The following is a 26,482-nucleotide window of genomic DNA, read 5'->3' on the forward strand; positions in this document are numbered from 1 at the left end:
TATGAAATCTCAATGCATTCTTAATGTGCCTATGCGGTCAACAAAGCGTTAGCAGGCTAATTCTTTGTTGATCGGAAATCCAATAAATACCGTACCATCATGAACTTTCGTTGAATACGTTCGTACACACCCCGTATCCGGAGCTTGAACGAGACCGGAAGGAAGATGAATCTTGCGATCATGCATCGGACAGAAGACGTGGTCATCACATACAATTCCTTCCGCAAGGACGCCCTCTTTATGAGGACAGCGGTTCTGGATGGCTTGAAGCTTGCCGCTTTTCAGCTTGAAAAGTGCTACCTCTTCTCCTTGATACCGAATCGTTTTCCCTGTGTTTACAGCCAAATCCTCATAGGATATGGCTTGCACCCAAATCATTTGCTCTTGCTCTTCTTGTGTTTTCATAGTCTGCTCCTCCCGACTTCCCTCTTTTTCTAGTTAAGCTCTACGACTTCATAAAGGTCACGTTGAATTTTTTTGCTATCAATCGCTTGTTTCCAAGGGTCCTTCGTCACAGAAAGCGCTAAATCCATACGAGCACACAATTGTTTGCGCTCTTCCTCATTCTCCACTACATCACGAATATGCTCGATACCAAGTCGGTGCACCCACTCACTTGTGCGCTCACCATATTTACCCGTTTCACGATAGTACTGCAGATAAGCTTCTGTATATTCGATAATGTCTTGCTCCGTCTTGACAGTAGTCAAGAGGTCACCCACGCGTACCTTCACACCGCCATTTCCTCCGGCATAAAGCTCCCAACCGCCATCAACCGAAACAACACCTAAATCTTTGATCCCTGATTCCGCACAATTTCGAGGACACCCTGATACAGCAAGCTTTACTTTGGCAGGAGTGTTCAAGCGTTCAAACCGTTTCTCCAGCTCGATACCTACACCCATCGCATCACCTGTACCGAATCGGCAGAAGGTTTCTCCCACACACGTTTTTACAGTTCGTAAGGCTTTACCATAAGCATAACCGGAAGGCATATCCAAAGCTTCCCACATCGCAGTAAGATCTTCTTTCTTCACACCAAGCAAATCAAGACGCTGTCCACCTGTAAACTTCACAGTAGGGACATTGAACTGCTCAGCTACTTCTGCAATACGCTTCAATTCCGTCGGATTGGTTACACCGCCATATATCCGTGGAACTACTGAGTACGTTCCATCTTTCTGAATGTTTGCGTGCATACGCTCATTTACAAAACGTGAAGTACTATCGTCTTTATACGTATCTGGACTCACCATACCTAGATAATAGTTGAGTGCAGGACGGCATTTTGAGCAGCCTTCTTCATTTTTCCAGCCAAGCACGTTCATCACTTCACGCACATGGGATAACCCTTTATCACGAATCGCTGTAACGACTTCATCCCGTGTATGGTCTGTACAAGCGCAAATCGTCTCTTTCGCAGCGTTCTTATCATAAGAAGCTCCTAGTGTAAATGCCAACAAATCACTAAGCAGTGGTTTACAACCGCCGCAAGAACGAGAAGCTGTCGTACAATTTTTCACTTCGTCAACTGTCGTTAATCCTTGATCCTTGATCGCTGAACAAATCGTTCCTTTGGTAACGCCGTTACAACCGCATATGATGGCATCGTCTTTCATATCAGCAACACCCGATGCCGCTCCGCCACCGGATGAATCCGTCAAAATGGCCGTTTTTTCCAAGCCGCTAACATCTGTTTCTTCCCGAATCATTTGCATAAGTCTCGTACCATCCGCCGTATCTCCGAAGAGAACCGCACCGATGATTTTATTGTCTTTAATCACAACTTTCTTATAAACACCGGTGAACTCATCATGAATGCGTATGGCTTTCGTGCCTTCCGCATCGCCGAACTGACCGCCTGAGAACACATCAACACCTGATACTTTAAGCTTCGTATAAAGGATAGATCCTTCATAAGGACCCGTTTCCACGCCTGCCAAATGTTTAGCAAGCACAGCACCTTGCTCGTAGAGCGGTGCTACCAATCCATAAGCAATCCCACGATGCATCGCGCATTCCCCAACCGCATAGACGTTTGGAACACTCGTTTGCAAATAGTCATTCACAACAATGCCAGGATTGCACTCAACGCCAGCCTTTTTCGCAAGTTCAACATTAGGACGAATCCCTACAGCCATAACGATAAGATCAGCCTCAGTAACAGTACCATCTTTGAATTTCAAGCCGGTTACCCGCTTATCGCCCACGATTTCCGCGGACTGCTTCTCCAGAAGGAAGTTGATGCCTTGCTCTTCAAGTGCCGCTTGCAGCATTTTGGAAGCCGTACGATCGAGCTGCCGCTCCATAATCGTATCTACGATATGAACGACATCCACTTTCATCCCCAAGTTAAGGAAACCTCTCGCCGCTTCTAACCCCAGCAAACCGCCACCGATCACGATCGCTTTTTTATACTTTTTAGCCGACTCGATCATAATCTCACAATCACGAATGGTCCGGTACGCCATAACCCCTTCTTTATCAGCGCCAGGCATTGGAATCATAAAGGGATTAGATCCTGTGGCCAAAATCAATTTATCATAAGAAACCGTCAGTCCTTTATCGCTCGTTACAGTTTGAGCTGCTGTATCAATGTCTGTAATCGTTTGGTTGGTATGCAAGGTGATGTGGTTATTCGCATACCATTCATATGGATGAATGACGATATCCTCTACTTTGGAATCTCCCGCAAGTACGTAGGACAACAAGATTCGGTTATAGTTCGGATGCGGTTCACTGCCAAAAATCGTAACCTCATATTTATCAGGTGTAAGTTTAAGTAAATGTTCAACAGCGTTAACGCCCGCCATTCCGTTTCCGACCAGGACCAACTTCTCTTTTTTGACTGTCATTGTAATCATCCTTCCATCCATTTACTATTAAAAAAGTTCGTTTTTTTAGAAAAAGGGCCATTCAGGAGCTCACGCTCCCAAATGACAAATTGGGATATGGAGCTTGAGAAGTTCGATTGAACTTCCAAAGACGGTAAGTCGTAAACGTCTTTGCGCTTGCAGCCTGGACACTCAAGCTGCATGAGCAAAGGCTTTACTTATATGCCGCTGGCCATACGACCAGCGGCTTGAACCTGTTATTTAAGCATGCACACTATCCATAGAAGCTGGAGCTACCTTCACTTTGCCGCCTTCACCGATCCAAGTACGTTTCCATTGCCCTTGCACAATGGCGATCAACAAGAGACATGTAATCGCAATAGCACTTAGGATTAGGAATCCTGGCGTAAAAGAACCTGTCGTTAGTTTCAAGTTACCGAGAATCTTGGGTAGGAAGTATCCGCCCAAACCGCCTGCTGCTCCAACGATTCCAGTTATAACACCGATTTCCGTCTTGAAGCGCTGCGGAACAAGTTGGAAAACGGATCCATTCCCCATACCGAAGGCCATCATGGCAATGAAGAGCATAATCGTTGTTAAGGAAAGTGATGGCAATGTGGAGATGCCAGCCATCATCAAAGCGACAACGCCGTACAAGACCATTAACATCCGAATGCCGCCAATTTTGTCTGCCAGCCAGCCGCCTACTGGTCGGAAGAAGCTGCCGCCGATTACGCATATCGTAGTAAAATCAGCTGCTTTAACTGGAGCAAGACCATATTGCGTATTGAAGAAGATGGTTAAGTAAGATGCCATTCCAACGAAACCACCGAATGTTACACTGTACAAAATACAGAACAACCAGGAATCTTTCTGTTTCAATACTTTGCCGTATTCCTTAACCGTTTTCGGTGCTGGTTTATTCGGGCTATCCTTTGCCAGTACACTAAAGATGATTAAGGTTAATGCAATCGGAATCATCGCAATTCCAAAAACAACATGCCAATCTCCATAATGCTGTGCTATTCGGTTTGCAAATAAGGTAGCGAAGATCGTTCCACTGTTACCTGCCCCTGCAATCCCCATCGCTAATCCTTGATACTGCGGCGGGTACCAGCTACTGGCAAGTGGTAATGCTGCCGCAAAACTTGCTCCTGCAATACCCAGCATCAGAGCAACGAAGTACATATCCCCCATCGTGTTTGCAAACTGCCAACCCCAGAATAAAGGTACTAAGGTTAACGTCAGTCCGATTTGTCCTGTAAGCTTAGGGCCTATCTTATCTGTCAGAACACCCAGTACCAATCGAAGTACGGCTCCCCCCAAGGTAGGTAATGCAACGAGATTCGCCTTTTCAGCAGCATTCAGATGAAAATCATTAGCTAGAATAACCGCTATCGGCCCAAGAAGAACCCAAACCATGAAGCTCATGTCAAAATATAAAAATGAACTGAACAATGACCCTTTGTGTCCCACTTGCATAAAACTTTTCCGATCAACCATGCATTCCCTCTCCTTTTGTGAGGCTTTTCGCCTTCTTTTTTTCCTACCCTGAAGCGTTTGACTGACTGTTCTTTGACAGAAAAGGCCGACAAACATACCCCAACTTGTGTGGGATGCTTATCGGCCTCTTTGCCACTGCTGCCCACATCATCGTGAACAGCATTTTAGTTGATTTTCAGTAAAAAGAACATAAATAGCCTATCCTGTTACGTATCTGTAAGGGGATAGGCGCCATTGCCTTCGTTAGTGGCACATCATTGTGCCGATTTCTAATTTGATTATAGTATGACATTTCCGTCGTGTCAATAAACATAACACAAAAATTTTATATGTGAGATTCCTTCTATCATATCGACAAAATTTAAGGTCATATGCTATAGTAATCCCGTATAATAAAACATTTTATCAGCAAAACCTCACATGAAGTTGCCATTTGGTAAGAAGCTATCCACGATAGGAGGTATTCAAATGTTACAATCATTTATTCTGATCGACGAGTTTAAACAAACTCGCTCAGCTACCTCCTCCTCGTCGTCAATTACCGAGCTGAATGTTACGAATAATGAAAAGGAATCCTTGCCTGAAGCGACGCTGAAGGATTTAGGATTTCGCATATATGTAGCATCTAATGTAAAAGAAATTTCATTTATGATCCCCAAGGTCGATGCTGTTTTATTATCAGTAGGTCCTGATCAAGTGGAACCATGGCGCTCGCGTGTACTTGCTCATCGCAGTCTTCCCCTGTTCTGGTGGTGTGATGCTCGCACTTTTCCTTCTAATGAATGTAGAATGGACACGGGTATTGATGGCTTGATCGGTTCTGCGATGAGTCCTCTTGAAATTCACTGTGCGCTGCTCCTTGGTGTGAATCATTACTTCCAACGAACCGAATGGCAGCAAGAGCGCGAACAGCTTCTCTCCAAACTGGAGGAGCGCAAATGGGTCGATCAAGCGAAGCGAATCTTATGTGAAATCAAAGGTATCTCTGAAGCAGAGGCTTATGATTTTTTGCGCAAACAAGCCATGAATGAACGTAAACGTATGGTAGACGTCGCTACCTCCATTGTCAAGGTGTATCAAATACTAAAGGATCAGAAACAAGGAGGTCGCAAACGATGATATCTTTATTAAAAGAAGTAGGCCGCGGAAAGCGCGGAGCCAGAGACCTTTCCTATGAAGAGGCTTCCCAAGCAGCGGAGCTCATTCTAACCGGAGCCGCTACACAGGCTCAAATGGGCGCTTTTCTCGTTGCAGAACGTATCAAAATGGAATCTCCTGATGAGTTAAAGGCCTTCATCGATGCCTTGCGCCAGCGTATCCATACCTATCCAATACCCGGCAGCATGGATTGCGCCGGACCTTATGATGGACGCTCACGTACGTTCATCGCGACTTTACCGACCGCGTTCGTTCTCGCGGCCTGCGGACTTCCCACTACGCTGCACGGCAGTCCGAGCATGCCGCCTAAATGGGGCATCACGCTGTCCGATGTGCTAGCGGCACTTGATGTACCCGCGCTTGACGCGTCACGCGAAGCGCTCATATCAGCTGCAGCGCGAACAGGCTTCCTGTTCGCACCAACGGAGAGCTGGTGTGCACCGCTCGGCGAGCTGCGCGAACTGCGCAAGGAACTCGGTCTGCGGACCGTGTTCAACACAGCAGAGAAACTGCTGCGCTTTACGGAAGCACCCTTCATGGCTGTCGGTGTGTTTCACGGTACGGTATTTGAGAAAATCACCAATTTATTAATCGAACTGGGCGTCTCTCGCGGTATTGTTGTGCAGGGTATGGAGGGCTCCGAAGACCTTTCCGTAGACAAGCGCACACGGACATACCTAATTCAAGAGGGTACCAGTGAATTATTCATTGTTGATCCTGAGATTTATGAATTAATGGTCGAGGTGCCGGAGATTGCATGGACCGCTGAGCTGCAAGGAGAAACTGCATTAGCCGTTCTTCGCGGAGAAGCTGAGCTTCCCTACTTGAATATGGTTTTACTGAATAGTGCCGTGCGTCTGTGGGTTTCCCAAAAGGTCGGATCCATTGAAGAAGGTATTTATTTGGCCCGACATGTAATTGAGCAAGGGACTGCCTTACAAAAATTCACCGAGTGGACGGAAGCGATTAAGCCGGTATCCACCACTTAATTTTATACTTATGAAAAAAGAGCCCCAATGGGCTCTTTTTCATTTTCATTTTCCAATAAACTGCTGGGTAAACATTTTACCACACGGACCGCCGTTTACGATGCCGATCCCAATATGGGTGTAATCTTTGCTGAGTATATTCGCTTTGTGTCCTGGAGAATTCATCAGCGCCTCATGAGCCGCTTGGACACTTTGATTGCAAGCGATATTTTCTCCTGCCGCGTTATACGTAATACCGAATTTCTCCATCATATCGAATGGCGAACCATACGTCGGTGAATCGTGGGAGAAATAATTGTTATCGACCATATCTTGGCTTTTTAGTCTAGCCGTTTTGGTAAGCGCCGGGTCGACAGCTAATGGAGAAAGCCCCACAGCAGCACGCTCCTTGTTAACCAAGTCCAGCATTTGCTGCTCCTCCACCGTTAATTCCGTAGTCGATGGGACTTGCGGTTTAGGTGTAGGCTTTGGTGCAGCTGGTGGAGGAGCTGGTGTTGGTGGTGTCGGCTTCTTAGCAATTTTCAAATTACCGTAAGCCCACAAGATGGATTGCAGCGTTTGATCATCTACATTCCCAGTCGCAGGAAGGCCATATCTGCTTTGAAACGCTTTAACACCCGATTGAGTTTGATTACCATAGTAGCCCGTAATAGGTCCGCTATAGTAGCCAAGTGACTTCAGCATCCCTTGCACCGCATAGACATCAGGTCCCTTAGCCCCTTTACCATAGGCAAAAGCGGTGGTGGTGGATGAGCAGAACAATGCGATACAGATTAGAATAATCCAGACATGCTTTTTTTTACCCTGTAACATGCGTTTACGTTCACTCCCCGTCGTCTTCAGTATCATTCGTCGCACAGTGGACGATAGCATTAGAATGACCAAATTCACGACTATTATCCATAATAATGAAATATGGGTTGGATGTCGTTTCAAGGTAAGGGAGAACCGTCTCAAAGCCCAGAAAATCCGCGTAGTTATGTCTTTCGCCTCATTAAAAGAGGTAACCTCTCAATCACCCCATGACTCCTTACAACGGATAGGCATGACTCCTTTTAGACTCGTTTATGCAGCTTCGTGAAGGTAGATAGGCTAATGTGGCTACCAATGTTGTATTTTCTACAACAATTCATACGCCAAAAGGCTATTTTGTACGCTGAAGTTGCAGTTTGTACAACATTTTGAACCCATTTGTTGCGAAATAGCCAATATTGGACCAAATTGTTGTACTTTATGCAACAACGGAGGGAGAAAGGCGGGATCTAGGCAGCAATTGTTGCACTTTCTACAACATCATTAAACTGAAAAATATAGATTCATTCATCCGAACAGATAAGCTTTATCTCAAGTCCCAAAGTAATTTCCCCATCCGAAATGATATTATTTCAATTGCTAGGATCGATGATCATGACAAGCGCTCCGAAGATCACGATGACAATTCCCGCAAAGGATGTGTTCCGCTACATGCCGTACTCCTATCGATTGCCTTAGGCGAATATACGCTTTATTTCTTTAGAGATTTCATTGGCACAATCTTCCGCCTGCGGATATAAACCCGTCTTATCCAAAAACGCATGATCCATGCCGTTATACTGAATCAGCTTCGTCGCGACTCCCGAACGGGCTAACTTTCTAGCGTAAGCTTCATTCTCTACCCTCAAGTAGTCAAATTCCGCCGTGACGATCAAGGTCTCTGGCATACCGCTTAAATCGTTCGCCAATAGTGGGGCAACATAAGGATTCGTAAGCTCCGTACGATTTTGCAAATACAGATTCAGCAGCATAGCGCTGCCTCCGCGCAATCCTTCAATCCCAGCGACAATGAATTCTTCGTGATTGCGAATATCGTATTCATCCAGGCTCCATTTGAAATCTTCCGTTTCGACAGCGCCCATATTCACAGTAGGATAAATAAGCGCTTGAAATTTAATCATGCCGGTTCCTTTATCACGGTCCATCAAGGCGCAAACCGTAGCCAAATTGCCACCTGCGCTATCGCCAGCCACTGCGACTCGCTCTGGATCAACACCAATTTCACTGGCGTGCTCGTAAACCCACTGAACAGTTTCGAAGCAATCCATTAGCCCTGCAGGAAACGGATGCTCTGGGGCAAGCCGGTAATCGACTGAAACCACGACAGCCTCCGCTTTTTCAGCCAAAGCTTTGCATGGGTTCTCAACGACGTCAACGGTTCCGCCAATAAAGCCGCCACCATGAAAGAATATGATCACCGGTAAACTTCTTTCTCGTGAAGGTGTGTAAATACGCAGCGGAATCGGGCCGTTGGTTCCCTCAATAACCTTGAAAGCGATCTCAATTTCAGTCTGAGTAACATCCTCGTTCTTCCATCCCATCATAGCCCTCATCGCTTTAACGAAATTCGGTATATCGGAAGGATCGAAATTCGGCCTCTCTGCCGATGCCATAGCCTCCGCCTGTTGTTTCTGAACACGATACACTCGCGGGTCTAATTCGCCCACGGCATCTGAATCCGGAATCGGTTTGACCACTTTTACATAATGATCTTTACTGTTCATGCATACATCTCCTAACTCTCAATTGGTTTATCAAAACTTGATTGGATAATAAGATCTCTTATGTATGTATAATAATAGGCAATTGTGAACTCATACAATGCCATTGTTCCTCTATGCGGAACAGTAAAATTAATCGGAGAGGGGCTTATATCAACTCGTGCCGAATACAAATCCGCATCTACTTTCTTCCGTTAAAAACGCCTTGCGCCTATTAAAATTGTTTACCGTAAAAACGCCCGAAAAAAGACTGACCGAGTTGGCCCATGAATTGAGTCTCGGCAAAAGCACAACCAGCCGTTTGCTGTCCACCTTACTGAGTGAAGGGTTTGTCTTCCAAGATCCAATAACCCATAAATACAGGCTAGGCCAACGAATCGTTTCGCTCTACCACGTTATGGTCACATCCTATTGGGACTTATCGGAAGCGGCAAACCCTATTATTCAACGTCTCGCTCGTGAAACTTCCGAAGCACTCCGTGTAACCGTATTAGAAGAAAACGAAATCGCATACATTCATCAAGTAGAGGGAACAAAAAAAGAAGATGTCGGCTCCTATGTAGGAGGAAGAACTCCCGTCCATTGTACGAGTTCCGGTAAAATGCTCTTGGCCTTTCAAAATGAGCTTGAACAGAACAAGATATTGAACAGCCCCCTTATCAAATATACACCCATGACCATTACCGACCCGGTCGCGATGAAAGAGCAGCTTAAACATATTCGTAAACAAGATTATTGCGTCTCTATCGGGGAATTCATCGAAAACATGGTCTCCATCTCATCTCCCATTCGGGACTCTGCCGGTCAGGTAATCTCCGCACTTACGTTAGTTGCTCCTACGCATCGTATGGATGAGAACCGAATCGTCTCCTATACCAATAAAGTCGTAAAGACGGCGAAAGAGATTTCACGTCAGTTCGGTTTTCTGAAATGATCTGACAAAGGTCCTATTATGAAGAACAGCGGTTCACTCCCCGATACTTTCTGGGTTGTGACCGCTGTTCTTCTTTGCTCTCTCCTAATCGCTCTCAATCTCCTATTGTCATTGATACTTTCAATAACCACTCGCACCCTCGTTTAACTGGATGTTGTTTCTCCGATATTCACTTGGCGTAACACCTAGAAACTTTTTAAAGATGCGGTTGAAGGAACTCATGGTTTGATAGCCTGCTTGGAGAGCAATATCTTGAATTTTCATATCCGTTTGCATAAGCAGCTTAACCGCCTGCTTGATACGGAACTCATTAACGAAGTCAACGAAGTTGGTTCCTGTTTTTTCCTTAAAATAAGTGGATAAATAACCTCCAGTAATGTTAAGTTTACCGGCTATTAGATCCAATGTGATATCTTCCGAGTAATGGTCTTGCAAATAGTCGACTATAAAGCTGACGATCGGGTCGCGTTCTTCCTTTTTCAACCGGATCAACTGACCTGCTTCGTTCAGGATCATCTCGAAATATTGTTCCAATTCCTCGATTGTATGCATGAGTCGGATCGATTTCGCCGTATCCGCCACTTGGTTTGTATCCAGATGCAGAGAGTTTAGTATTCGCTGGACTTTATCTGTTATTTCCTCCGCAAACCGATAGAAAACAGTCGTGCTCACCTCTTTCTTTTTCATTTGCTTAAGAACACGACGCAGCGTTTGTAGGACCAGGGTATCGTTACCTTCCTGCAGGTTAACGTTTATTTCCTGTTCGAGGGTACCTGGGAGCAAGAAAGACTCCTCTTTCACGTCCTCTTCATATAAAATCCTTGTCTCATCGTCAAATGGGCGATGTTTGACCAATTTCACGACTTGTTCATAAGCGGATGTCTGTTCAGAAGAATGCTCGTATAAATCACTAACGGCTATGGTGAAAAAAAAGTATTCCTTATCGGTTGCCAGGACGTGCTTAATTGTATTTAAAACTTCCTCCCATTGCTGGGTCTGATCGTTCATATACACAATAGATAATATTTGATCCGTTTCGATCTGAAAGGTGTGGGCATCGTTCAATTCTTTTCCCATCGCTTGATTGACATACTCCCTAATAAAATAGGTGGCGCGTTCCTTTTCCTCGCTTATATTCTGAGTAAACTGCATTTTGAAAGTTAGTTGAAACAAGATAAAGCGAAACGGCTGGTTCATTTCATCAGAAACATGGATCTCATCGGAATCGCTATGAATACGTTTTAATCGTTTCATGTAAGCGTAATAACGAAGGAGAGACGTTTTTTTCTCCAAGTTCATATGGGCGTCTTGATTCGATTTCAACATGAAACCAATATTTTCTTTAATCAGTTCAAATTCGTTCGTGTGTTTGCCGAGCGTATTTTTTTCGTTAAAATGCCGGATCGAATCCACTATTTTTTTGACAGGATTGTTAAACCTCATGCTAAAGAAGACAGACGCTGCAATGCTTATAAGGACCGAAATGACGAGAAGCGCAATTAGAGTCAAGTTCAAATGGAATATTTGGGACGAAATCGCGGCATCCGGGACAATATTGACGTACGTAAATCCAGTGACCTCCCCTTTTTTATAAAAATAGTAATTCCCGTTTTCCTTGATCCAATCTTTACCCGGTTCCAGAACCGGAAGTTGATGCCGACTGGTCGAATCGGACGAGAACAAAGGATGCCCCTGATTGTCTAACATGTAAAAGTTATCGTTGATCGATTGATGGAACGCCTTGTATAACCTATTGGTATCGATAAAGGCAAGCATAATATAGTCGGGATAAAAATCGCTTTTTATCATTAAAGGAAAAACAAGGTCGGTTTGTGATACAGGACTAAGATTGGGCGCTTCCGTAAAGGTAGCCGCCGGGTACATTTTGAAGATGACTTTTTGGGCAAATTCCCGTTTCCAGAAGTCATAGGTGTAGTCTGGATTCGTATAAAGTTGGCTAAATATCGCTTCTGGACTTGCTCCTCTTCCTTTTTCGAGAACAAGTGAATGCTTGATATCGTAGACAAACAAGTTATTTAAATAGAAACGGGGATTGGAGACCGTGTTTCGCAGATCGTCGATCACATGATTGGCGGCGACATAATCGATGGATGCTGAATCTGAATCCCTTAGGTTTTTATTTAAGTACAAATTGACAATGATGCTGTTCAGTAGTTGAAAATATTCTTCAAAGTCGTGAGTCGTATTGGACATGTTGGTATCGTTATATTTAATCAGCTCATCACGTACGCTCTTTCTGAAAATTGTAAGTGAAAATAAATTAAACGAGACAAACAGGAGGATGATCACTAGGAAGCTTATTAGCAATTTGACAAAAATGGAGCGGGTATTGAGTTTCAACTGTCGTATTCCTCGCATGTTCTTGAATCCTCCTTCGTAATAAGAGTGATCATTTTATTGAAAATTGTGTTTTTTTACGGATTTTTCGAAGAAATGATCGGTAATGAAAATTTTACGGATAGCCTCTTCCCATCTTTCTGATTAGTATGGGTCATATGGCAACATCCACTGATGGTCCTCTAGATCGGCGTTACGCCAACACGTGTCATTATTGAAAACGGTTTCACAAACACAAGTGATCTTTTTATAGTACATAAATATAGGGGGGAAGACAATGGAAATAATCGCAGAAAGTAGGATTGTGAAGAAGAAGAGAAATTCGCTCGCATCCAGATTGTGGAAAGAAAAATATTTGTATCTGCTCCTTTTACCGGGACTTGCTTATTTCATTATTTACCGTTACGTTCCTATGTTGGGCAATATTATCGCCTTTCAGGATTTCAGTGCATTTAAAGGATTTCTTCATAGCGACTGGGTTGGGATGAAACATTTTAAGAAGATTTTTGAAGATAGCGAAGTGATTCGGGTCATCTGGAACACGCTATACTTATCCTTTTTGCAGATTGTGTTTGCCTTCCCGTTTTCTATCCTTTTGTCGCTCATGCTAAATGAATTACGCAGCGAGAAGCTAAAGCGTATCATTCAGTCCATCATTTATTTGCCTCACTTTTTATCATGGGTTGTGGTCGTTGGAATCGCAACAGTATTTCTCAAATCAGAAGGGATTGCTAATCAACTATTATCCCATGTCTTTGGGATGCAGCCGATTCCCTTTCTACAGGAGCCAAGCTGGTTCATGCCCTTGATCGTCTTGGAAGTGATCTGGAAGGAATCCGGTTGGGGTACAATTATTTTCCTCGCCGCCCTATCAGGTGTGAACCCAAGCTTGTACGAAGCGGCTGTTGTCGATGGTGCAAGCCGACTGAGGCAGATTTGGCATATTACGCTGCCAGCTATTCGCAGCACGATTGTCATTTTGTTGATCTTAAGGCTCGGGAGCGTTCTCGATGTTGGTTTTGAACAAATCTTCTTGATGATTAATCCGTTTAACAGGGAAATGGGCAACGTGCTTGATACGTTCGTTTACTACAAAGGTATCGAACAATCGGACTTCAGCTTCGCGACTGCGGTCGGTCTCTTCAAATCGTTTGTTGGCTTAATCTTGATCGTTGGGGCAAACCGTTTGGCGAAGCGATTCGGTGAAGAAGGCGTCTTTTAATCACCAGAAAAGGAGGCGAAGGGAATGAATTCACATTTAAGTTGGCAAAGTAAATCGATGAATGCGCTCAATGCGCTTATACTTATTGTGATTAGCTTGATCATGCTGTTTCCGTTTTATTATATGATTGTTACTTCATTTACGTCTTACGCTGAATTTGTACAAAAGGAATTACTGCTGTTTCCGAAGACATGGGTGCTTGACGCTTACAATTACATTTTTGATTCCAAAGCGTTTGTCCGTTCTATTGGGGTTACTGCCATTGTTACGATCGTTGGTTCGTTGATAAGTCTACTGCTGACTTCTATGATGGCTTATGCGCTGTCACGCCAAATATGGGGCCAACGATTTTATTTATTCCTTGTGCTGTTTACCTTTGTTTTCGGTGCAGGCATTATCCCAACCTACTTAGTGGTAAAAGCAACACACTTGCTCAATACTTATTGGGCGCTTATCATTCCAGGTGCGATCAACTCGTTCAATTTGATCGTGATGAGGCAGTTTTTCATGGGGATCCCTCAAGATTTATCGGAAGCTGCTTACATGGATGGTGCAAATGATTTGCAAATTTTTTCACGCATTATCATCCCGCTTTCTAAGCCGGCTCTCGCGGCATTTGGTTTGTTTTATGCGGTAGGCAACTGGAACACTTATTTCTCGGCATTAATCTATATTAGTGATCCAGCAAAATGGACCGTACAGGTCATATTGCGCCAAATCGTCATTTTGGAGCAAGCTTCAGGGACACTTTCTGATGGTCACGCAATGGGATTGGCTCAAAACCCGCCGCCCGCCGAGACGATTGGCATGGCTGCTGTACTGCTCGCAACGATCCCGATTTTACTTGTATATCCGTTTCTGCAAAAGCATTTTGCGAAAGGGGTGATGTTGGGATCAGTGAAAGGATAATGGAGTACCGATTACATATCAATGAGGAGGGTTCTACATGCAAATAAAACGTATAACTACTGTCCTACTGTCTCTTACTATGGCAAGCAGTCTGGCGGCTTGTTCCAGCGGACAATCTGCAACTCCACAAGAAACCGGCAAAGCTGGGACGGATACCGGCAAAAAAGTGACGATCAACTGGTTTGAAGGTTCTTGGGAAGATCCAGTACCGCCACCGGATAGTGAAGCGGTAAAAGCGATCAATGAAAAGTTTAAGGTTGATTTCAAGTCACAGTACATTCCATGGGATACATACGATGAAAAGCTTGCCGTAAAAATGGCTTCCGGCGATCTTCCGGATGTGATCGGCATGGAAGAAGTTGATTCCAACTTCGTGAAATGGGCGAAGCAGGGCGCTTACCTTCCGCTCGATGAGTTTATTAAGCAATATGACACTTTTAAAGCGGTTCCGGATTATGTATGGGATCCTTTGAAAGTTGACGGGAAAATCTACGGGATTCCAACCTACTTTACGGCAAAAGGCGGAAAAAAACCGCTTATCCGCCAAGATTGGCTGGATAAGCTTGGTCTTAAAATGCCGACCACCTATGAAGAGCTGAAGCAAGTTGTAACTGCATTCTCGAAAAACGATCCGGACGGAAACGGGAAAGACGATACCGTAGGTTTAGGTCTTGCTAAAGGGATTTATTATGATCCGGGATTTGGCGCTTATTACAGCAATACCGCATGGTACCATAAGAATCCAAGCGGGCAGTTGATCCCCGGCAATATTTCTCAAGCCAATAAAGAAAAGATTCAATTCCTTGCCGATGTTTACAAGGCAGGCGCGCTCAATAAAGATTGGGCTGTTACAAAATATAACGACGTATTTAAAGCGTTTAACGCGGGTAAAGTCGGGATTTGGTACGATCAACCGGGACCTGGCGGGCCGGGCGGTGTTGACTTTGAAGTATTGATGAAAAATGATCCGAAGGCGGTAGTCGTTCCGATTCCTCCGTTTAAAACAGCGGATGGGAATTCCGGCTATACACTAGGGAGTGGCTTTTATCGTATGTATATGATTTCGGCCAAGCTGAAAAACGATCCGAATAAAGTAAAACGCATCCTGGAGATCATCGATTACTTCAGAAAGCCCGTTCCCTTCGATCAGCAGAATCCGAAGAACGAATACTTCGATTGGATGAACGGTCATGAAGGCAAAGGTTATAAAATGGTTGACGGAATCGCGCAACAAATGAAGGAAAACAGATCTAATGTTGCGCCTAATGCCTATATCTTAAACGAAGGATGGCAGACTGGCGATGACATTCTGTATGATTACGCGAAAATGAATAAAACAGCTGATGGAAAAGTATTCAACCAAAAGCTTGCTGATCTTTTGAAAAGTTCACCGTTTTATGTAAATCCAATCAGTCGGATTCATCCACTTACATTTATGGAGAAAAAGACGGAATTGAACCAATATATTACCGATGAAACGACGAAGATGGTCGTGGGTCAAAGACCGATATCCGATTGGGATAAGATGGTTGATGAATGGATGGCTAAGGGCGGAAAACAGGCTATCGATGAAGTCAACAAAGAGCTAAATGATATGAAATTAAAAGGCGAATGGAAAAAGTAATCCTACCCACAGGTTAGCGACGAGAACAGCCCGATCCCAAAGACCCGGGCTGTTCTATTTTATCTAAATATGCAAGGAGAGAACCTACTATGAAGGAGCTTACAGCTGTATTAATCGGTGCGGGAGCGAGAGGCGCCCATGGTTATGCGCCTTATGCCATCAATTACCCTCACTTATTGAAATTCGTCGCCGTTGCAGAATCGAATCCGGAGCGAAGAGCAAGTTTTGCCAAAGAGCACGGGATTCCAGAGGATCGCTGCTTTGATTCCTGGGAAAAGCTGCTGGAGCAGCCGCAAATGGCAGATATTGCGATGATTTGCACGCAGGACCGAATGCATTACCATCCTACACTTCAAGCTTTGAACAACAAGTATCATGTCCTACTGGAAAAACCGATGTCGCCCAGTCCAAAGGAATGCTTGGAGATGGAGAAAGCATCTAAGGAAAATAACCGACTACTTACCATCTGTCACGTTCTCCGCTACACGCCGTTCTGGTCTGCCATTAAACGCTTGATCCAAGAGGACAGAATTGGCAAAGTCGTTTCCATTCAATTAAACGAGAACGTCGGTTATTGGCATATTGCCCACAGTTTCGTTAGAGGCAACTGGAATAACTCCGACACCTCAAGCCCGATGATTCTCTCCAAATCATGCCATGATATGGATGTGCTCTCCTGGTTAATGGATCAGCCTTGTGTTCGTGTTAGTTCTTACGGCTCCTTGATGCATTTTCATTCCGGGAATGTCCCTGAAGGATCAACGGATTATTGCGTGAATGGCTGTACGGTCGAATCGACCTGTCCGTATTCCGCGCCACGGTTTTACTTGGGAGAAGGAAAGAATTGGGCGAGGCATTTTACAGAAGAGCTGACTAGGGAAAATATCGTCAAAGGCTTGAAGGAAACCCCTTATGGACGCTGCGTATACAAAAGCGATAATAATGTCGTTGATCATCAAGTTGTCAATATGGAATTCGCGAATGGGGCTACGGCGATGTTCAGCATGTGCGGCTTCACCCGTCATCAGGAGAGAAGGATTCAGATTATGGGCACCAAAGGCGAGCTTCGCGGGGACGAAAACAAGTTAACCCTACTAGATTTCGTCACTCATGAGGAAACGGAGATTAAAATTGCCACTCCAACAAGCGGCCATGGCGGCGGGGACTCTGGAATCGTGAGCAGCTTCCTTGAGGAAGTAAGGAACTACGACGGAGGAGAAAGCTTAACATCCGCATCTGCATCCGTGCGCAGCCATTTGATGGCTTTTGCTGCTGAAGAGTCCCGATTGAATAATGGGAAGTCCATAGATTTATCCGAATTTGCCATTCATAATATGAAAACATAGTGGAAAAGTAGACAGAGCCGATTCCGTCGATACTCAGAAAGGGAATCGGCTCTACTTTTCTTCATAGTTTACTATCTCCTGCTGCGTTTTTTTATCCCGCTCATTGTTAATTCGCTTAATTAATTAGTCTAATTCCTTTCAAAACTACATTATTTGGTAAATAAATTTGCATAATTATAAGACTTAGAATTCTTATATTTCCAATTTAAACCTATAATTTGCAGAAATAGTTCGACTAACTTTTTAGTAAAAAAACACTGATATTCAATGCAATGCATAATTATACATAAACAATTACATAAATCTGTTTAAATCAACAAAGCTGCACGAACTAATTTAAGATAAGGCTTAAACAAAGTGGGCAAAGTTTAACTGATCCTTTATGCAATTCATCTGCTGGTATATGACAACTATTAAACACATATGTATTTTATATTTCCTACCATGGATACACAAAATATCGAATCTAATAACCTCAATTTTTCAAATCTTAGTAAAAAAACTCAACCCTCAATAAGGTCTATTGTTACATTACTAAGGTTATAATACCATGGAGAATTATTTCATTGTAAACTCACCTTCTCATATATCCAGCTTGATAAGCAATCATTTTCCTCTATGTATTTATTCTCATCTTCTTGTAAAACAACATCATGCAGTAAAGAAAGACTGACTATTTTCCATTTTTTCTTTTTAACGGATTATAATTGTCTCTCTATCGATTCACTTCTAAACCTTAATTTATTCAAAATAAAAAAAGACCTTATATTTAAGGTCTATTAATATTTCATTTGAATGATATATATATCATTTATTCTTTTTTGTAAATATCGAACAATGTTTCTTCTTTAATTATTTGTCTACACTCAATTAATGGAGGGTTGTCAAATGATTGATATTTTAAAACTAGTTGGTGCCAAAATACGCGATATAAGAAAACAAAAAGGTCTAAGTCAAGAGCAACTTGGAGAAAAATCAGGTTTCCAATTTTCATATATAGGTAGCATGGAACGAGGAGAAGCAAATATATCCTTAAAAAATTTACATCGTATTGCAGAAGGATTAAACGTTGGGATACATGAGTTTTTCACATACTCCAGTGAGATTGAAATACATAAGATTGAAAAAGAAATTTTCTTGAGTGAAATATTCGAACTCCTCATCAAGTTAGAAGTCTCAGATCTGAAAAAAACAAAAATAATTCTTAATGAAATATTTAATGGAAACTAACCTGACCCAAAATTTCTAAATTAAATTTATATTAACTCATCTATCAATCTATTTTCATCAAAAATATAATCCTCTAAATCAGTACTTTTATTACTTTTGTAGAGAACTATCTTTTTGCTTTTTAACCAAGAGACTGCCCTTTCAAAAGAGAAACCTTTTGTACGATATTTGGAAATTGCTCTTTTGAAATTAATCCCTCTTATATCCTCTCTATACGGTGCTCCCTCAAACAACTTCATTAGCTCTTCAATTTCATTTTTTTTATATACTTTATGATTGCCATTAATTATATGGGGAGTGATAATCCTTGTTCTCTCTAAAGATTTGAATTGGTACGGACGTAATTTAAAGTATTGAATTAATTCCTCTCTGTTGATAGTATCCTCAAGTATGCCCCCCCCTCCATTTCGAACATACGTTTCATTCATAAAATCAGAAAATGCCTCTCTAATAATTGATAATGACTCATTTTGTAAAATGCTATTATAAATTCGCAATTTTCGTTCTATTAAATAATTTGTTTTACTATTTATTTTACTTAGTGCAATATAGAAATTTCGTGGAAAGTCATAATACATCCATACACAATTTGAATAGATATGCGATATAAAAACCTTATTTCTAGAGTTATACTCTAAGATCGTTTCTCCGATGAAACTTTTTTGTCCAGCAATAAGGCGCCTACTCCCAAGCATTAGATGTATGTAATCTTTAATACTATATTTCTCAAGAAACTGTGCATTTTGTTCTATTATTATTGAATTGATTTCTAGCTGAGCATGATAATCGAATGAGCTTATATCGATAGGATTTGCATGCGCATCATTAAATCGAAACATACATTCGGAACATTGTTCCTTCCAATATGCCCACAGGTTAATTTTAATACCACAAGAGTAACAATGATCTACTAAGTATATGTTATGTTTCAAACATATTGTTATTGGAGTCAAGTACCAAGCAATTTGATGATGAAAATTTAAATTTACACACATTGGACAATATTGAACTTTATGCTTAATTGCAGTTTCATCAAACAGTTTCTTTCCTATATCTTTGATTAAATATAAATTAGTCATTCTCATTAAAACCTCAGGTTCCTGATCTAGAAGTTCTCCCAGGCGTTCCAATTCTAGAATCGAGAATTCGTTTTTCAAGAGTACATACATTGACATATTAAGTTCAGAGCTGAACATAGATGGAAATACATAGCCATTTTCTTTAGATATTCTGTACAGATAGCTTACTAAACTCTCATTATGAAAAATTTCCAAACGAATAGGAACCTTATCCATATTTCATTCTCCTTTTAACATGAACTATCGTTCTCTCCACCTTCGCTTTAAATCTTGAAATTTCATGTAATATTCCGCTAATTCACTTTCTGAAAGACTTTTCTGTCCCTCTACACTTCGAGAGATAACTATATCATCTCCAATAATTAATAGGAGCTGTTCAAATTCATCAACCCTGCTGTAGGGATAACTACAAATTTGTTTTTTTCTGATTGCAAATACCAGTTTTCTTTAATTGCCAACGCACATGAAAATAACTTTCCATGATAACTAATGCCTTTTGAAGTTACAAATGCAAATTCATTAATATTTTGCATTAAACATTTTCCTCACTCTTTAATTTTTCATAATACATAATAAAAGTATTGACAAGATCGAATAAAATGAATCATATATGATTTATTTTATTATAATTATGTATATATTATTCATTTGTATCTCCTCTTCTTTATCCGCTAAGAGCTATTACTTCACGAGATCAAATTTCTCTTAAGTATTTATCTTGATTGATGTCCTATTGGAAAATAACTAGTAATGAATTCTGAACCAAGAGAATGCTCCAGTTGTTTAGAAAAAATAAAATATCGAACGAATAGTCGTTGTTATTTCACCTCCCCTACAGGTTATAAGGTTAAAAAGGTCGGTGCACAAGCTATGATCAAAGAAATCAAAGAATTCGAAGATTCGTTTCCAGATGACGTATATGTTATTCCACAATCTCCAGATGAGCCTGTAATGAGAGGTTAAAAAGCTTGATATCTATAGCAAAGAAAGAGGAATTCTATCTTCTAATCTGAGTGAGCAGGAAATGGACCGATTTCTTAATAGATAAACAAATTAATTCTATAAGCCCTTAGAAACTCAAATCTACTGAAGAACTTGTAGTTTTTCAGTAAAGCTCAGAAAAAACCAATAAAAAGACGACCCTCACCTCCATTTTTTTTGGGCATGGATCGTCTTTTCTTATTCACAACATATTAGTACGGTTGATTTTTTATTTCATCAGTTTCAAAATGTTCTAGCATACCCTAATATAAATTTAATAAGCGCGTTGCTTGTTGTGCACAACCTTTTGAGGTTGTGCACAACAAGCAACGTAGATTCCGTTATAAGAACTTCCTTTAAAACACATCGTTACCCGTTAGCGCAATAATCTAGCTTTTCTATATGATACGGTTCTCCTCGCTGTCAATAACGGCAAGTTTTTAAGACCATCCTTTTGAGATGACCCTTTCTTTTTAGATGATTAACCTGAATTCAACCCGGTGTATATCCGGTGAGGCATGGTTATACTTGGACATAACACAAGCCAATTCCCAGGCAAGTACCAGGAAATCGTCCTGTGTCACATTTTAGTGGATATGTTTCATTTCTCAGATATGCTTCATAATAAATCGGGGCATGATATCACACGCTCTGTCTGTCTCCGGTCCTGGATTCAGTGTAAAGCCATGAGGGAGGTTGGGGAAAATCATGAAACTCAACCGAAACACCGGCTTGTCTTAGCATTTCAACATAACGACCCCCTTCATCATGGAGCGAATCCCCTCCAGCTACAATCACAAGCGCCGATGAAAGTTGATCAAGCTGCTCTTTTGTAGCAAATACAGGAGATAACAGAGGATTCAGTGCGCGCCACCTTTACTGAAACCGAACCTTTCGGCTAGGTAGGCTAATTCCTCTGCGTCTATAGCTTTTCTTTAATAGATGAATACAAAACTAAACACCTAGCTGAATCATGCTGATATTCAGGTGTTACTATTTAGAAGGTTTTTAAAAATATCACTCTAAACATCCTCCTTTTTAATACGTATTTAAAACATTGATTTCCTTGTCAATTCGCATGAATTATCTTTATTTTCATGGTGAAATCAAGTATGATATTTATATGGCAAATGAATTGATTTATTTTAAAATACGAGCTTTTGAGGTGTATATATGAAACCACAAATTCTTCATTTCATAGCTCCACCTATTCCTTATTTCCTTGATTGCGGAAGCGCTTTCTATCAAGTTGGAGAACGTCATATAAATCGCAATAATATCGGTACATTTGATCTTATTGTTGTAAAACAAGGAGCCATTTTCATAGGTGAAGGATCCAATGAATGGCATGTTAAGCAACACGAAGCCATCATTCTGAGACCCGATCTTAATCACTATGGAACAATACCCTGTGAAAAAGAAACCGAGATTATCTGGATCCATTTCCATACTTATGGTGCTTGGGAAGAATACATGGATATGAGCGCTTGCCTAGAAAATCAAGCATCCTTAATTGAGAATCACAAAAAAAGCGCTTTTCTGAATCATGCTGAGGTGAACTCAATCTTCATACCAAAGTACATAAAACTTACGAGTAAAGGATTAGAAATTTTAGAATATTTTTTTGAATTAGAACAGGAGTCTCGTTCACAGCGCAACTGGCGAAAGCAGAACACCTTTCAGCTATTCATGCAGCACATAAATCGAGAATTAATTTCTACAACTGATGTGACGGCCTTTCATTTAGCTGAAAAAGTTGAATTATTTATTCGTCAAAACTACACAAAAAAAATTTCTAATACCATGCTGCAGGAACATCTTAATTATCATCCTAATTATATTGCTAAATGTATGTTAAAAGTATTTGGCATGACACCCAATGACTATCTTCTCTATTATCGGATTGAGCAATCCAAAAAACTTTTGATTCAAACGAATTGGTCGATGACGAGAGTAGCGGAAGAAAGCGGCTTTCAGCATGCCTCTTATTTTTCTTATTGTTTTTCTAATAAGGAAGGCATTTCACCGCTAAATTTCCGAAAAAACTTCACAGGGTTCTCCTAAAGAAACAACAAAGATCCTATGACCTGCACTTGCAGGTCATAGGATCTTTGTTAACTACTAGGAATTTCTTACTTTAACCCAAACCATCATTTCCCCTATTCCTCGGTTCCCCCAAGCGTAATAAGGAATGAAAGTTGAATTCGCCGGTTTCAAGTTCCACTGTTTGTTTCTATAATACAATGATTCTTCACCATGTGGAACTTCGGCACGTAAGGCAGACGCGGTAATTATATGCATTCCACCGAATAATTCCATATCATATTCCACATCGAACGCACCATCACTATGAATATTCAACAAATGAAGGTTGCACCCATTATCGATTTCTTCCATACAATAGATGAAAGGCCCTCGCTGTAAAGCAATTTTCCCGGCATTTTGACGAATTAATGGGTGTCCGTGAATAGGTTTAACCGGCATATCCAAGCTTAGTTCGATAATGTCGCCTACTCGCCATGTACGCGTGATCTTGCCATATCCGTCCAAGATGACATCAAAGGCAACCACATCGCCATTCAGTGCACAGGTCACCTGCTCACACCATTCAGGAACTCTGACAGCCAGCGTAAATGTAACAGGTTCAGCCCCTGACCGGACTTCAAAAGCAACTTTTCCATCCATCGTGTACTCGGATTTTTGCACTACCTTCACCGATTGTCCATCGAGAACAAAATCGACTTCTCCGCCAATATACAGATGGGTGTACAGCATCTTATCCTTAAAGGTATATACATATTGATTTAGGGAGGCAATCAAACGAGCGATATTCGGTGGACAACAAGAGCACCCAAACCATTGCTGACGCTGCAATTTAACATGTTCATAAATCTTGTTCGTCTGATTGGCTTTAGGATAGACTTCTAGAGGGTTTACGTAAAAAAAGTGTTTCCCATCTTTTTCCATACCACTAATGACCGTATTGTACAATGCTCTCTCCAACACATCGGCATATTCGCTCTTCGGCTCAATTTCCAACATGCGATGTGCGAAAAATATCAGCCCGATAGAAGCATAAGTTTCTCCATAAAAGGTATTATTTGGCAAATCGTAGTCAGATGTAAACGCCTCACCATAAGCCATCGCACCAATTGCTCCAGTGACATACATTTGCTTGTGAACGATATTCGACCACAGCTTCCGACAAGCCTCAATTAAATCTTCTTCTTGCGTGACCGCGGCGACGTGTGCCATCCCTGTACACATATACACGACTCGCACTGCGTGTCCAACAGCTACAGCTTGTTTACGCACTGGCAAATGAGCTTGACTGTACGCAAGGTCACGGGCAATATCAAGTTCCGGAAAATGAACCTTTTTCTCACGTCGATCATACTCCTTCTGATAAAAACTCGGTTTATTTCCCCGTTCATCCAAAAAGAATTGACTTAATTTCAAGTAGCTCTTTTCGCCCGTAACTTCGTACAGTTTCACAAGAGCAAGCTCGATCTCCTGATGCCCATCATACCCTTGCAATTTTCCTGCTTCCTTACCGAATATTGTGTTTACATAATCCGCGTAACGACAACATACATCAAGTAATTTACGTTTACCTGTGCTTTTGTAATAAGCAACGCCCGCTTCAATCAAATGCCCCGCACAATATAGTTCATGACACTCCGCCAAATTTGTCACCCGTATTCCAGTTATAAGCGACTGGACAGTCATACAAAGCTTTAAAAATATTATAAGCGCGAAGCAAATAAGTATTTTTCAGATTTTTGTACGTAACAAGATTCGGATATAGCTTAGCAACTTTATACATGCTGAAATACGTGTTGTAAATATGCGGATACGCGTAACCACGATAGGTTGGCGTTGTATTCGGCTGAGCCATCAGAAAGTCCGGCACAAGATAGTCGGTTTGATGTCCGTTCATCAGATTGGTCCATACCGCCGTTTCCAAATAATTATCAACTGCCGTTACTTCGGAGGCTACAGGGATAATTGTATTTTTCTCAGCAAGGAATTGACCGTGTGTGAGCCCCCAATCGTCACCCCAGCCCCAATATCCAGCAAAATTATTCCGCTTGGCTTTCGTTTGCATCAACCAGTCATCAAAGACTTTATCCCTGATGTCGCCTGGGACATTCCATTGTTGATTATTCACCATGAAGGTAGCATGACGCTGTAAAGCCGTGTCAATGGGTTCAATGGCATAGAATTGAAGAACCGTTTTTTCTCCGCTTCCATATGTGACAGTAATATTGTTTTGTCCCAGATGGCTCATCGTCATTTGATACAGTTTATGATCCGTCCCCGTCGTTCCTAACGAAGTAATCGTTGTTTCCGACGGATATTGGGTACTCACCGATGTAATCGCTTTCGAAGTATGCAAATCAAATTTAGCCGTTTGGTTAGTTGGCACGATCATGCCTGGCACGACATTAAAATCAATCATACCTTCGGTGTAAAGTCTGTTTGGACGGCATACTCATCGGCTGCTTTAAAAAATTTGAAAGCGTACGTTTTACTAGCACCTGGCGCTAACACCAAGCTTGTGCTAGGCAAGTATCCGCGAGCATTGCTTTTAATAACATTGGAATGGATGTAGTAGACATTGAGTCCCTTGGCATACCCTCCCTGATCTGCGGCCCACATACTGCCAGGATGTTCCTCAACCCGCCAGTTATCCTGATACTCCAATCCTGCACCAGTCGTCGTATCAGGCACCATGAGCAGGGAATGTCCTATTCCGCTTGGACGCTGAGCCACAAGATAAGAGCTGTTGTTGCCAATAAACGCGTGAGAAATGGTTCGTGTCTCATAGATTTCTTCATTATTCCCGCCAGTAAAGAACTCATTGAATGGAAGTGGAAGACCGAAATCACCGATTTCTAACGTCTGAGTGCTCGTATTGGTAACCGTAATTTGCCATTTTAAATAATCGCTTACAAGCGAATAGGACTCATCTACTTTAAAATTTTTAATTCCAGCACTGTTTGTGGAATTCTGATACGTAATATTAACCGTATTCCCCGATTGGGTAATCGTTCTAGCATCCGAGGACTTGCTCGTAAGCGCTTGCAACCATGAACCGGAACCAAGCTTGTAAGTAAACATAAGCTCCCCAACCCATTGATGGTCGGCTGTATTCTGATTAGGCGCATTCGTGGCATTCATGACATAATTAGTCGGATACGTATCACCACCAATTTGTAGAGAAGTAATCTCCCCATTCGTACCTGTCTGCACAGTGAAATTACTGTTCGTAATGGTATTGGCTGCGGCTATCTGCGGCACCAACATAATGGCTGCGGCTGTAAAAGCAGAAGCTGCGAACATCTGTACTTTCTGTGAACTTGACAACTTGCCCCAACACTTACTTAGCATTTGCTTCATTAGTAATCCTCTCTTTCGCTTCTTGAATGTCTTCAACTTTTTGAAGAAGTTTCAGCTGTCGATGAAGTCCTAAGATTCTTGATCCTTGAGAATGATCCCGTATCCCCCCCTTATTCAAAGTTACCACTAATTCCATATTGAATGCTGTAATGCGTTGCGCTTACAAACCTATCATATATAAATTAGTTGTCCTTTACTTTAAGATTCACAACATATTTTTAAAAAATATTAACCAATCCTAACATCCATTCACAGCATGCAGACAGCTCAGAAAAAAAACCCAAGACAAGTCTAATGGGATCATCACTTACCTACATATTGGAAGAATTTGATGTCCTTGTTTGTATTCATGGAACTCTGTCAGTATCCTGTCAGTTA

20 protein-coding genes and 1 pseudogene are annotated in these 26,482 nt (G+C 41.8%); 10 read left to right on the forward strand and 11 right to left on the reverse strand.

Annotation, left to right across the window (positions count from 1 at the left end; genetic code table 11):
* Nucleotides 1–48: 48 nt before the first annotated feature.
* The 3 genes from nirD to AC58UU_RS15925 all read right to left on the reverse strand — a co-directional run bounded on the left by nirD (nucleotide 49) and on the right by AC58UU_RS15925 (nucleotide 4,337).
* Entirely contained in the window at nucleotides 49–405 is a 357-nt protein-coding gene (nirD, locus tag AC58UU_RS15915) for a nitrite reductase small subunit NirD (protein WP_497317119.1), read from the reverse strand.
* 29 nt (nucleotides 406–434) lie between these two features.
* Entirely contained in the window at nucleotides 435–2,855 is a 2,421-nt protein-coding gene (gene nirB, locus AC58UU_RS15920; protein ID WP_497317121.1) for a nitrite reductase large subunit NirB, read from the reverse strand.
* A gap of 240 nt (nucleotides 2,856–3,095) precedes the next feature.
* Nucleotides 3,096–4,337 carry a nitrate/nitrite transporter gene (locus AC58UU_RS15925; protein ID WP_497317123.1) on the reverse strand — a complete coding sequence of 414 codons (1,242 nt, stop codon included), beginning with the start codon at nucleotides 4,335–4,337 and terminating at the stop codon, nucleotides 3,096–3,098.
* Between the two features lie 468 nt (nucleotides 4,338–4,805).
* Here AC58UU_RS15925 and AC58UU_RS15930 point away from each other — a divergent pair, with 468 nt between their 5' ends.
* Both AC58UU_RS15930 and AC58UU_RS15935 read left to right on the forward strand, forming a co-directional pair.
* Entirely contained in the window at nucleotides 4,806–5,456 is a 651-nt protein-coding gene (locus tag AC58UU_RS15930; protein WP_497317125.1) for an ANTAR domain-containing response regulator, read from the forward strand.
* Entirely contained in the window at nucleotides 5,453–6,484 is a 1,032-nt protein-coding gene (locus AC58UU_RS15935) for an anthranilate phosphoribosyltransferase (RefSeq protein WP_497317127.1), read from the forward strand. Before AC58UU_RS15930 ends, AC58UU_RS15935 begins: the two co-directional genes overlap by 4 nt.
* Nucleotides 6,485–6,529: 45 nt before the next feature.
* Here AC58UU_RS15935 and AC58UU_RS15940 read toward each other — a convergent pair whose 3' ends face one another.
* Together AC58UU_RS15940 and AC58UU_RS15945 are read right to left on the reverse strand one after the other, a co-directional pair.
* Complete coding sequence (locus tag AC58UU_RS15940; protein ID WP_497317129.1) at nucleotides 6,530–7,297, reverse strand: peptidoglycan-binding protein; 768 nt, start codon at nucleotides 7,295–7,297, stop codon at nucleotides 6,530–6,532.
* 674 nt (nucleotides 7,298–7,971) lie between these two features.
* Nucleotides 7,972–9,021 (reverse strand): alpha/beta hydrolase, encoded by a 1,050-nt coding sequence (locus AC58UU_RS15945; RefSeq protein WP_497317130.1) that lies wholly within the window; start codon nucleotides 9,019–9,021, stop codon nucleotides 7,972–7,974.
* A 157-nt stretch (nucleotides 9,022–9,178) separates the two neighbouring features.
* On the opposite strand from AC58UU_RS15945, the gene AC58UU_RS15950 reads away from it, so the two are divergent.
* The gene (locus tag AC58UU_RS15950) at nucleotides 9,179–9,952 is read left to right on the forward strand and encodes an IclR family transcriptional regulator (RefSeq protein ID WP_497317132.1); all 774 of its coding nucleotides are present in this window, start codon (nucleotides 9,179–9,181) and stop codon (nucleotides 9,950–9,952) included.
* A gap of 120 nt (nucleotides 9,953–10,072) precedes the next feature.
* Here AC58UU_RS15950 and AC58UU_RS15955 read toward each other — a convergent pair whose 3' ends face one another.
* Nucleotides 10,073–12,331, reverse strand: coding sequence for a helix-turn-helix domain-containing protein (locus AC58UU_RS15955; RefSeq protein ID WP_497317134.1), 2,259 nt, complete (start codon nucleotides 12,329–12,331; stop codon nucleotides 10,073–10,075).
* Between the two features lie 256 nt (nucleotides 12,332–12,587).
* Between AC58UU_RS15955 and AC58UU_RS15960 the strand changes: the two genes are divergently transcribed.
* From AC58UU_RS15960 to AC58UU_RS15980, 5 genes are all read left to right on the forward strand, one after another.
* Entirely contained in the window at nucleotides 12,588–13,532 is a 945-nt protein-coding gene (locus AC58UU_RS15960) for an ABC transporter permease (RefSeq protein WP_171646796.1), read from the forward strand.
* Nucleotides 13,533–13,556: 24 nt separating this feature from the next.
* Nucleotides 13,557–14,441 carry a carbohydrate ABC transporter permease gene (locus AC58UU_RS15965; protein ID WP_497317137.1) on the forward strand — a complete coding sequence of 295 codons (885 nt, stop codon included), beginning with the start codon at nucleotides 13,557–13,559 and terminating at the stop codon, nucleotides 14,439–14,441.
* A gap of 37 nt (nucleotides 14,442–14,478) precedes the next feature.
* Entirely contained in the window at nucleotides 14,479–16,065 is a 1,587-nt protein-coding gene (locus tag AC58UU_RS15970) for an extracellular solute-binding protein (RefSeq protein ID WP_497317139.1), read from the forward strand.
* Between the two features lie 89 nt (nucleotides 16,066–16,154).
* Nucleotides 16,155–17,411, forward strand: a complete 1,257-nt coding sequence (locus AC58UU_RS15975; RefSeq protein WP_497317141.1) for a Gfo/Idh/MocA family protein — start codon at nucleotides 16,155–16,157, stop codon at nucleotides 17,409–17,411.
* A gap of 888 nt (nucleotides 17,412–18,299) precedes the next feature.
* Nucleotides 18,300–18,641, forward strand: coding sequence for a helix-turn-helix domain-containing protein (locus tag AC58UU_RS15980; RefSeq protein WP_497317143.1), 342 nt, complete (start codon nucleotides 18,300–18,302; stop codon nucleotides 18,639–18,641).
* Between the two features lie 26 nt (nucleotides 18,642–18,667).
* On the opposite strand, the gene AC58UU_RS15985 is transcribed toward AC58UU_RS15980, so the two are convergent.
* Together AC58UU_RS15985 and AC58UU_RS15990 are read right to left on the reverse strand one after the other, a co-directional pair.
* Complete coding sequence (locus tag AC58UU_RS15985) at nucleotides 18,668–19,936, reverse strand: TniQ family protein (protein ID WP_497317145.1); 1,269 nt, start codon at nucleotides 19,934–19,936, stop codon at nucleotides 18,668–18,670.
* A 146-nt stretch (nucleotides 19,937–20,082) separates the two neighbouring features.
* Nucleotides 20,083–20,253 carry a hypothetical protein gene (locus tag AC58UU_RS15990; RefSeq protein WP_497317147.1) on the reverse strand — a complete coding sequence of 57 codons (171 nt, stop codon included), beginning with the start codon at nucleotides 20,251–20,253 and terminating at the stop codon, nucleotides 20,083–20,085.
* A 217-nt stretch (nucleotides 20,254–20,470) separates the two neighbouring features.
* Here AC58UU_RS15990 and AC58UU_RS15995 point away from each other — a divergent pair, with 217 nt between their 5' ends.
* A complete protein-coding gene (locus AC58UU_RS15995; RefSeq protein ID WP_497317149.1) occupies nucleotides 20,471–20,683 on the forward strand; it encodes a hypothetical protein in 213 nt (70 codons plus the stop codon).
* Between the two features lie 660 nt (nucleotides 20,684–21,343).
* Here AC58UU_RS15995 and AC58UU_RS16000 read toward each other — a convergent pair.
* Nucleotides 21,344–21,565, reverse strand: coding sequence for an alpha/beta hydrolase fold domain-containing protein (locus tag AC58UU_RS16000; RefSeq protein WP_497317352.1), 222 nt, complete (start codon nucleotides 21,563–21,565; stop codon nucleotides 21,344–21,346).
* A 309-nt stretch (nucleotides 21,566–21,874) separates the two neighbouring features.
* Here AC58UU_RS16000 and AC58UU_RS16005 point away from each other — a divergent pair, with 309 nt between their 5' ends.
* Nucleotides 21,875–22,765 (forward strand): helix-turn-helix transcriptional regulator, encoded by an 891-nt coding sequence (locus AC58UU_RS16005; RefSeq protein ID WP_497317151.1) that lies wholly within the window; start codon nucleotides 21,875–21,877, stop codon nucleotides 22,763–22,765.
* A 57-nt stretch (nucleotides 22,766–22,822) separates the two neighbouring features.
* Here AC58UU_RS16005 and AC58UU_RS16010 read toward each other — a convergent pair whose 3' ends face one another.
* The gene (locus AC58UU_RS16010) at nucleotides 22,823–24,388 is read right to left on the reverse strand and encodes a glycoside hydrolase family 127 protein (protein WP_497317153.1); all 1,566 of its coding nucleotides are present in this window, start codon (nucleotides 24,386–24,388) and stop codon (nucleotides 22,823–22,825) included.
* 7 nt (nucleotides 24,389–24,395) lie between these two features.
* Nucleotides 24,396–26,047, reverse strand: a pseudogene (locus tag AC58UU_RS16015) (DUF5695 domain-containing protein); the annotation flags it as partial.
* Nucleotides 26,048–26,482: the final 435 nt, after the last annotated feature.

The organism is Paenibacillus sp. JT22N1, from assembly GCF_059692155.1.

What these genes read in the sequence shown, in the direction of transcription:
- AC58UU_RS15965 (WP_497317137.1), top strand. Translation starts at nt 13,557, where the DNA reads ATGAATTCACATTTAAGTTGGCAAAGTAAATCGATGAATGCGCTCAAT.
- AC58UU_RS15990 (WP_497317147.1), bottom strand. Translation starts at nt 20,253, where the DNA reads ATGCAAAATATTAATGAATTTGCATTTGTAACTTCAAAAGGCATTAGT.
- AC58UU_RS15980 (WP_497317143.1), top strand. Translation starts at nt 18,300, where the DNA reads ATGATTGATATTTTAAAACTAGTTGGTGCCAAAATACGCGATATAAGA.
- AC58UU_RS15955 (WP_497317134.1), bottom strand. Translation starts at nt 12,331, where the DNA reads ATGCGAGGAATACGACAGTTGAAACTCAATACCCGCTCCATTTTTGTC.
- AC58UU_RS15930 (WP_497317125.1), top strand. Translation starts at nt 4,806, where the DNA reads ATGTTACAATCATTTATTCTGATCGACGAGTTTAAACAAACTCGCTCA.
- AC58UU_RS15985 (WP_497317145.1), bottom strand. Translation starts at nt 19,936, where the DNA reads ATGGATAAGGTTCCTATTCGTTTGGAAATTTTTCATAATGAGAGTTTA.
- AC58UU_RS15945 (WP_497317130.1), bottom strand. Translation starts at nt 9,021, where the DNA reads ATGAACAGTAAAGATCATTATGTAAAAGTGGTCAAACCGATTCCGGAT.
- nirB (WP_497317121.1), bottom strand. Translation starts at nt 2,855, where the DNA reads ATGACAGTCAAAAAAGAGAAGTTGGTCCTGGTCGGAAACGGAATGGCG.
- AC58UU_RS15940 (WP_497317129.1), bottom strand. Translation starts at nt 7,297, where the DNA reads ATGTTACAGGGTAAAAAAAAGCATGTCTGGATTATTCTAATCTGTATC.
- AC58UU_RS15970 (WP_497317139.1), top strand. Translation starts at nt 14,479, where the DNA reads ATGCAAATAAAACGTATAACTACTGTCCTACTGTCTCTTACTATGGCA.
- AC58UU_RS15960 (WP_171646796.1), top strand. Translation starts at nt 12,588, where the DNA reads ATGGAAATAATCGCAGAAAGTAGGATTGTGAAGAAGAAGAGAAATTCG.
- AC58UU_RS15975 (WP_497317141.1), top strand. Translation starts at nt 16,155, where the DNA reads ATGAAGGAGCTTACAGCTGTATTAATCGGTGCGGGAGCGAGAGGCGCC.
- nirD (WP_497317119.1), bottom strand. Translation starts at nt 405, where the DNA reads ATGAAAACACAAGAAGAGCAAGAGCAAATGATTTGGGTGCAAGCCATA.
- AC58UU_RS16005 (WP_497317151.1), top strand. Translation starts at nt 21,875, where the DNA reads ATGAAACCACAAATTCTTCATTTCATAGCTCCACCTATTCCTTATTTC.
- AC58UU_RS15995 (WP_497317149.1), top strand. Translation starts at nt 20,471, where the DNA reads ATGAATTCTGAACCAAGAGAATGCTCCAGTTGTTTAGAAAAAATAAAA.
- AC58UU_RS15925 (WP_497317123.1), bottom strand. Translation starts at nt 4,337, where the DNA reads ATGGTTGATCGGAAAAGTTTTATGCAAGTGGGACACAAAGGGTCATTG.
- AC58UU_RS15935 (WP_497317127.1), top strand. Translation starts at nt 5,453, where the DNA reads ATGATATCTTTATTAAAAGAAGTAGGCCGCGGAAAGCGCGGAGCCAGA.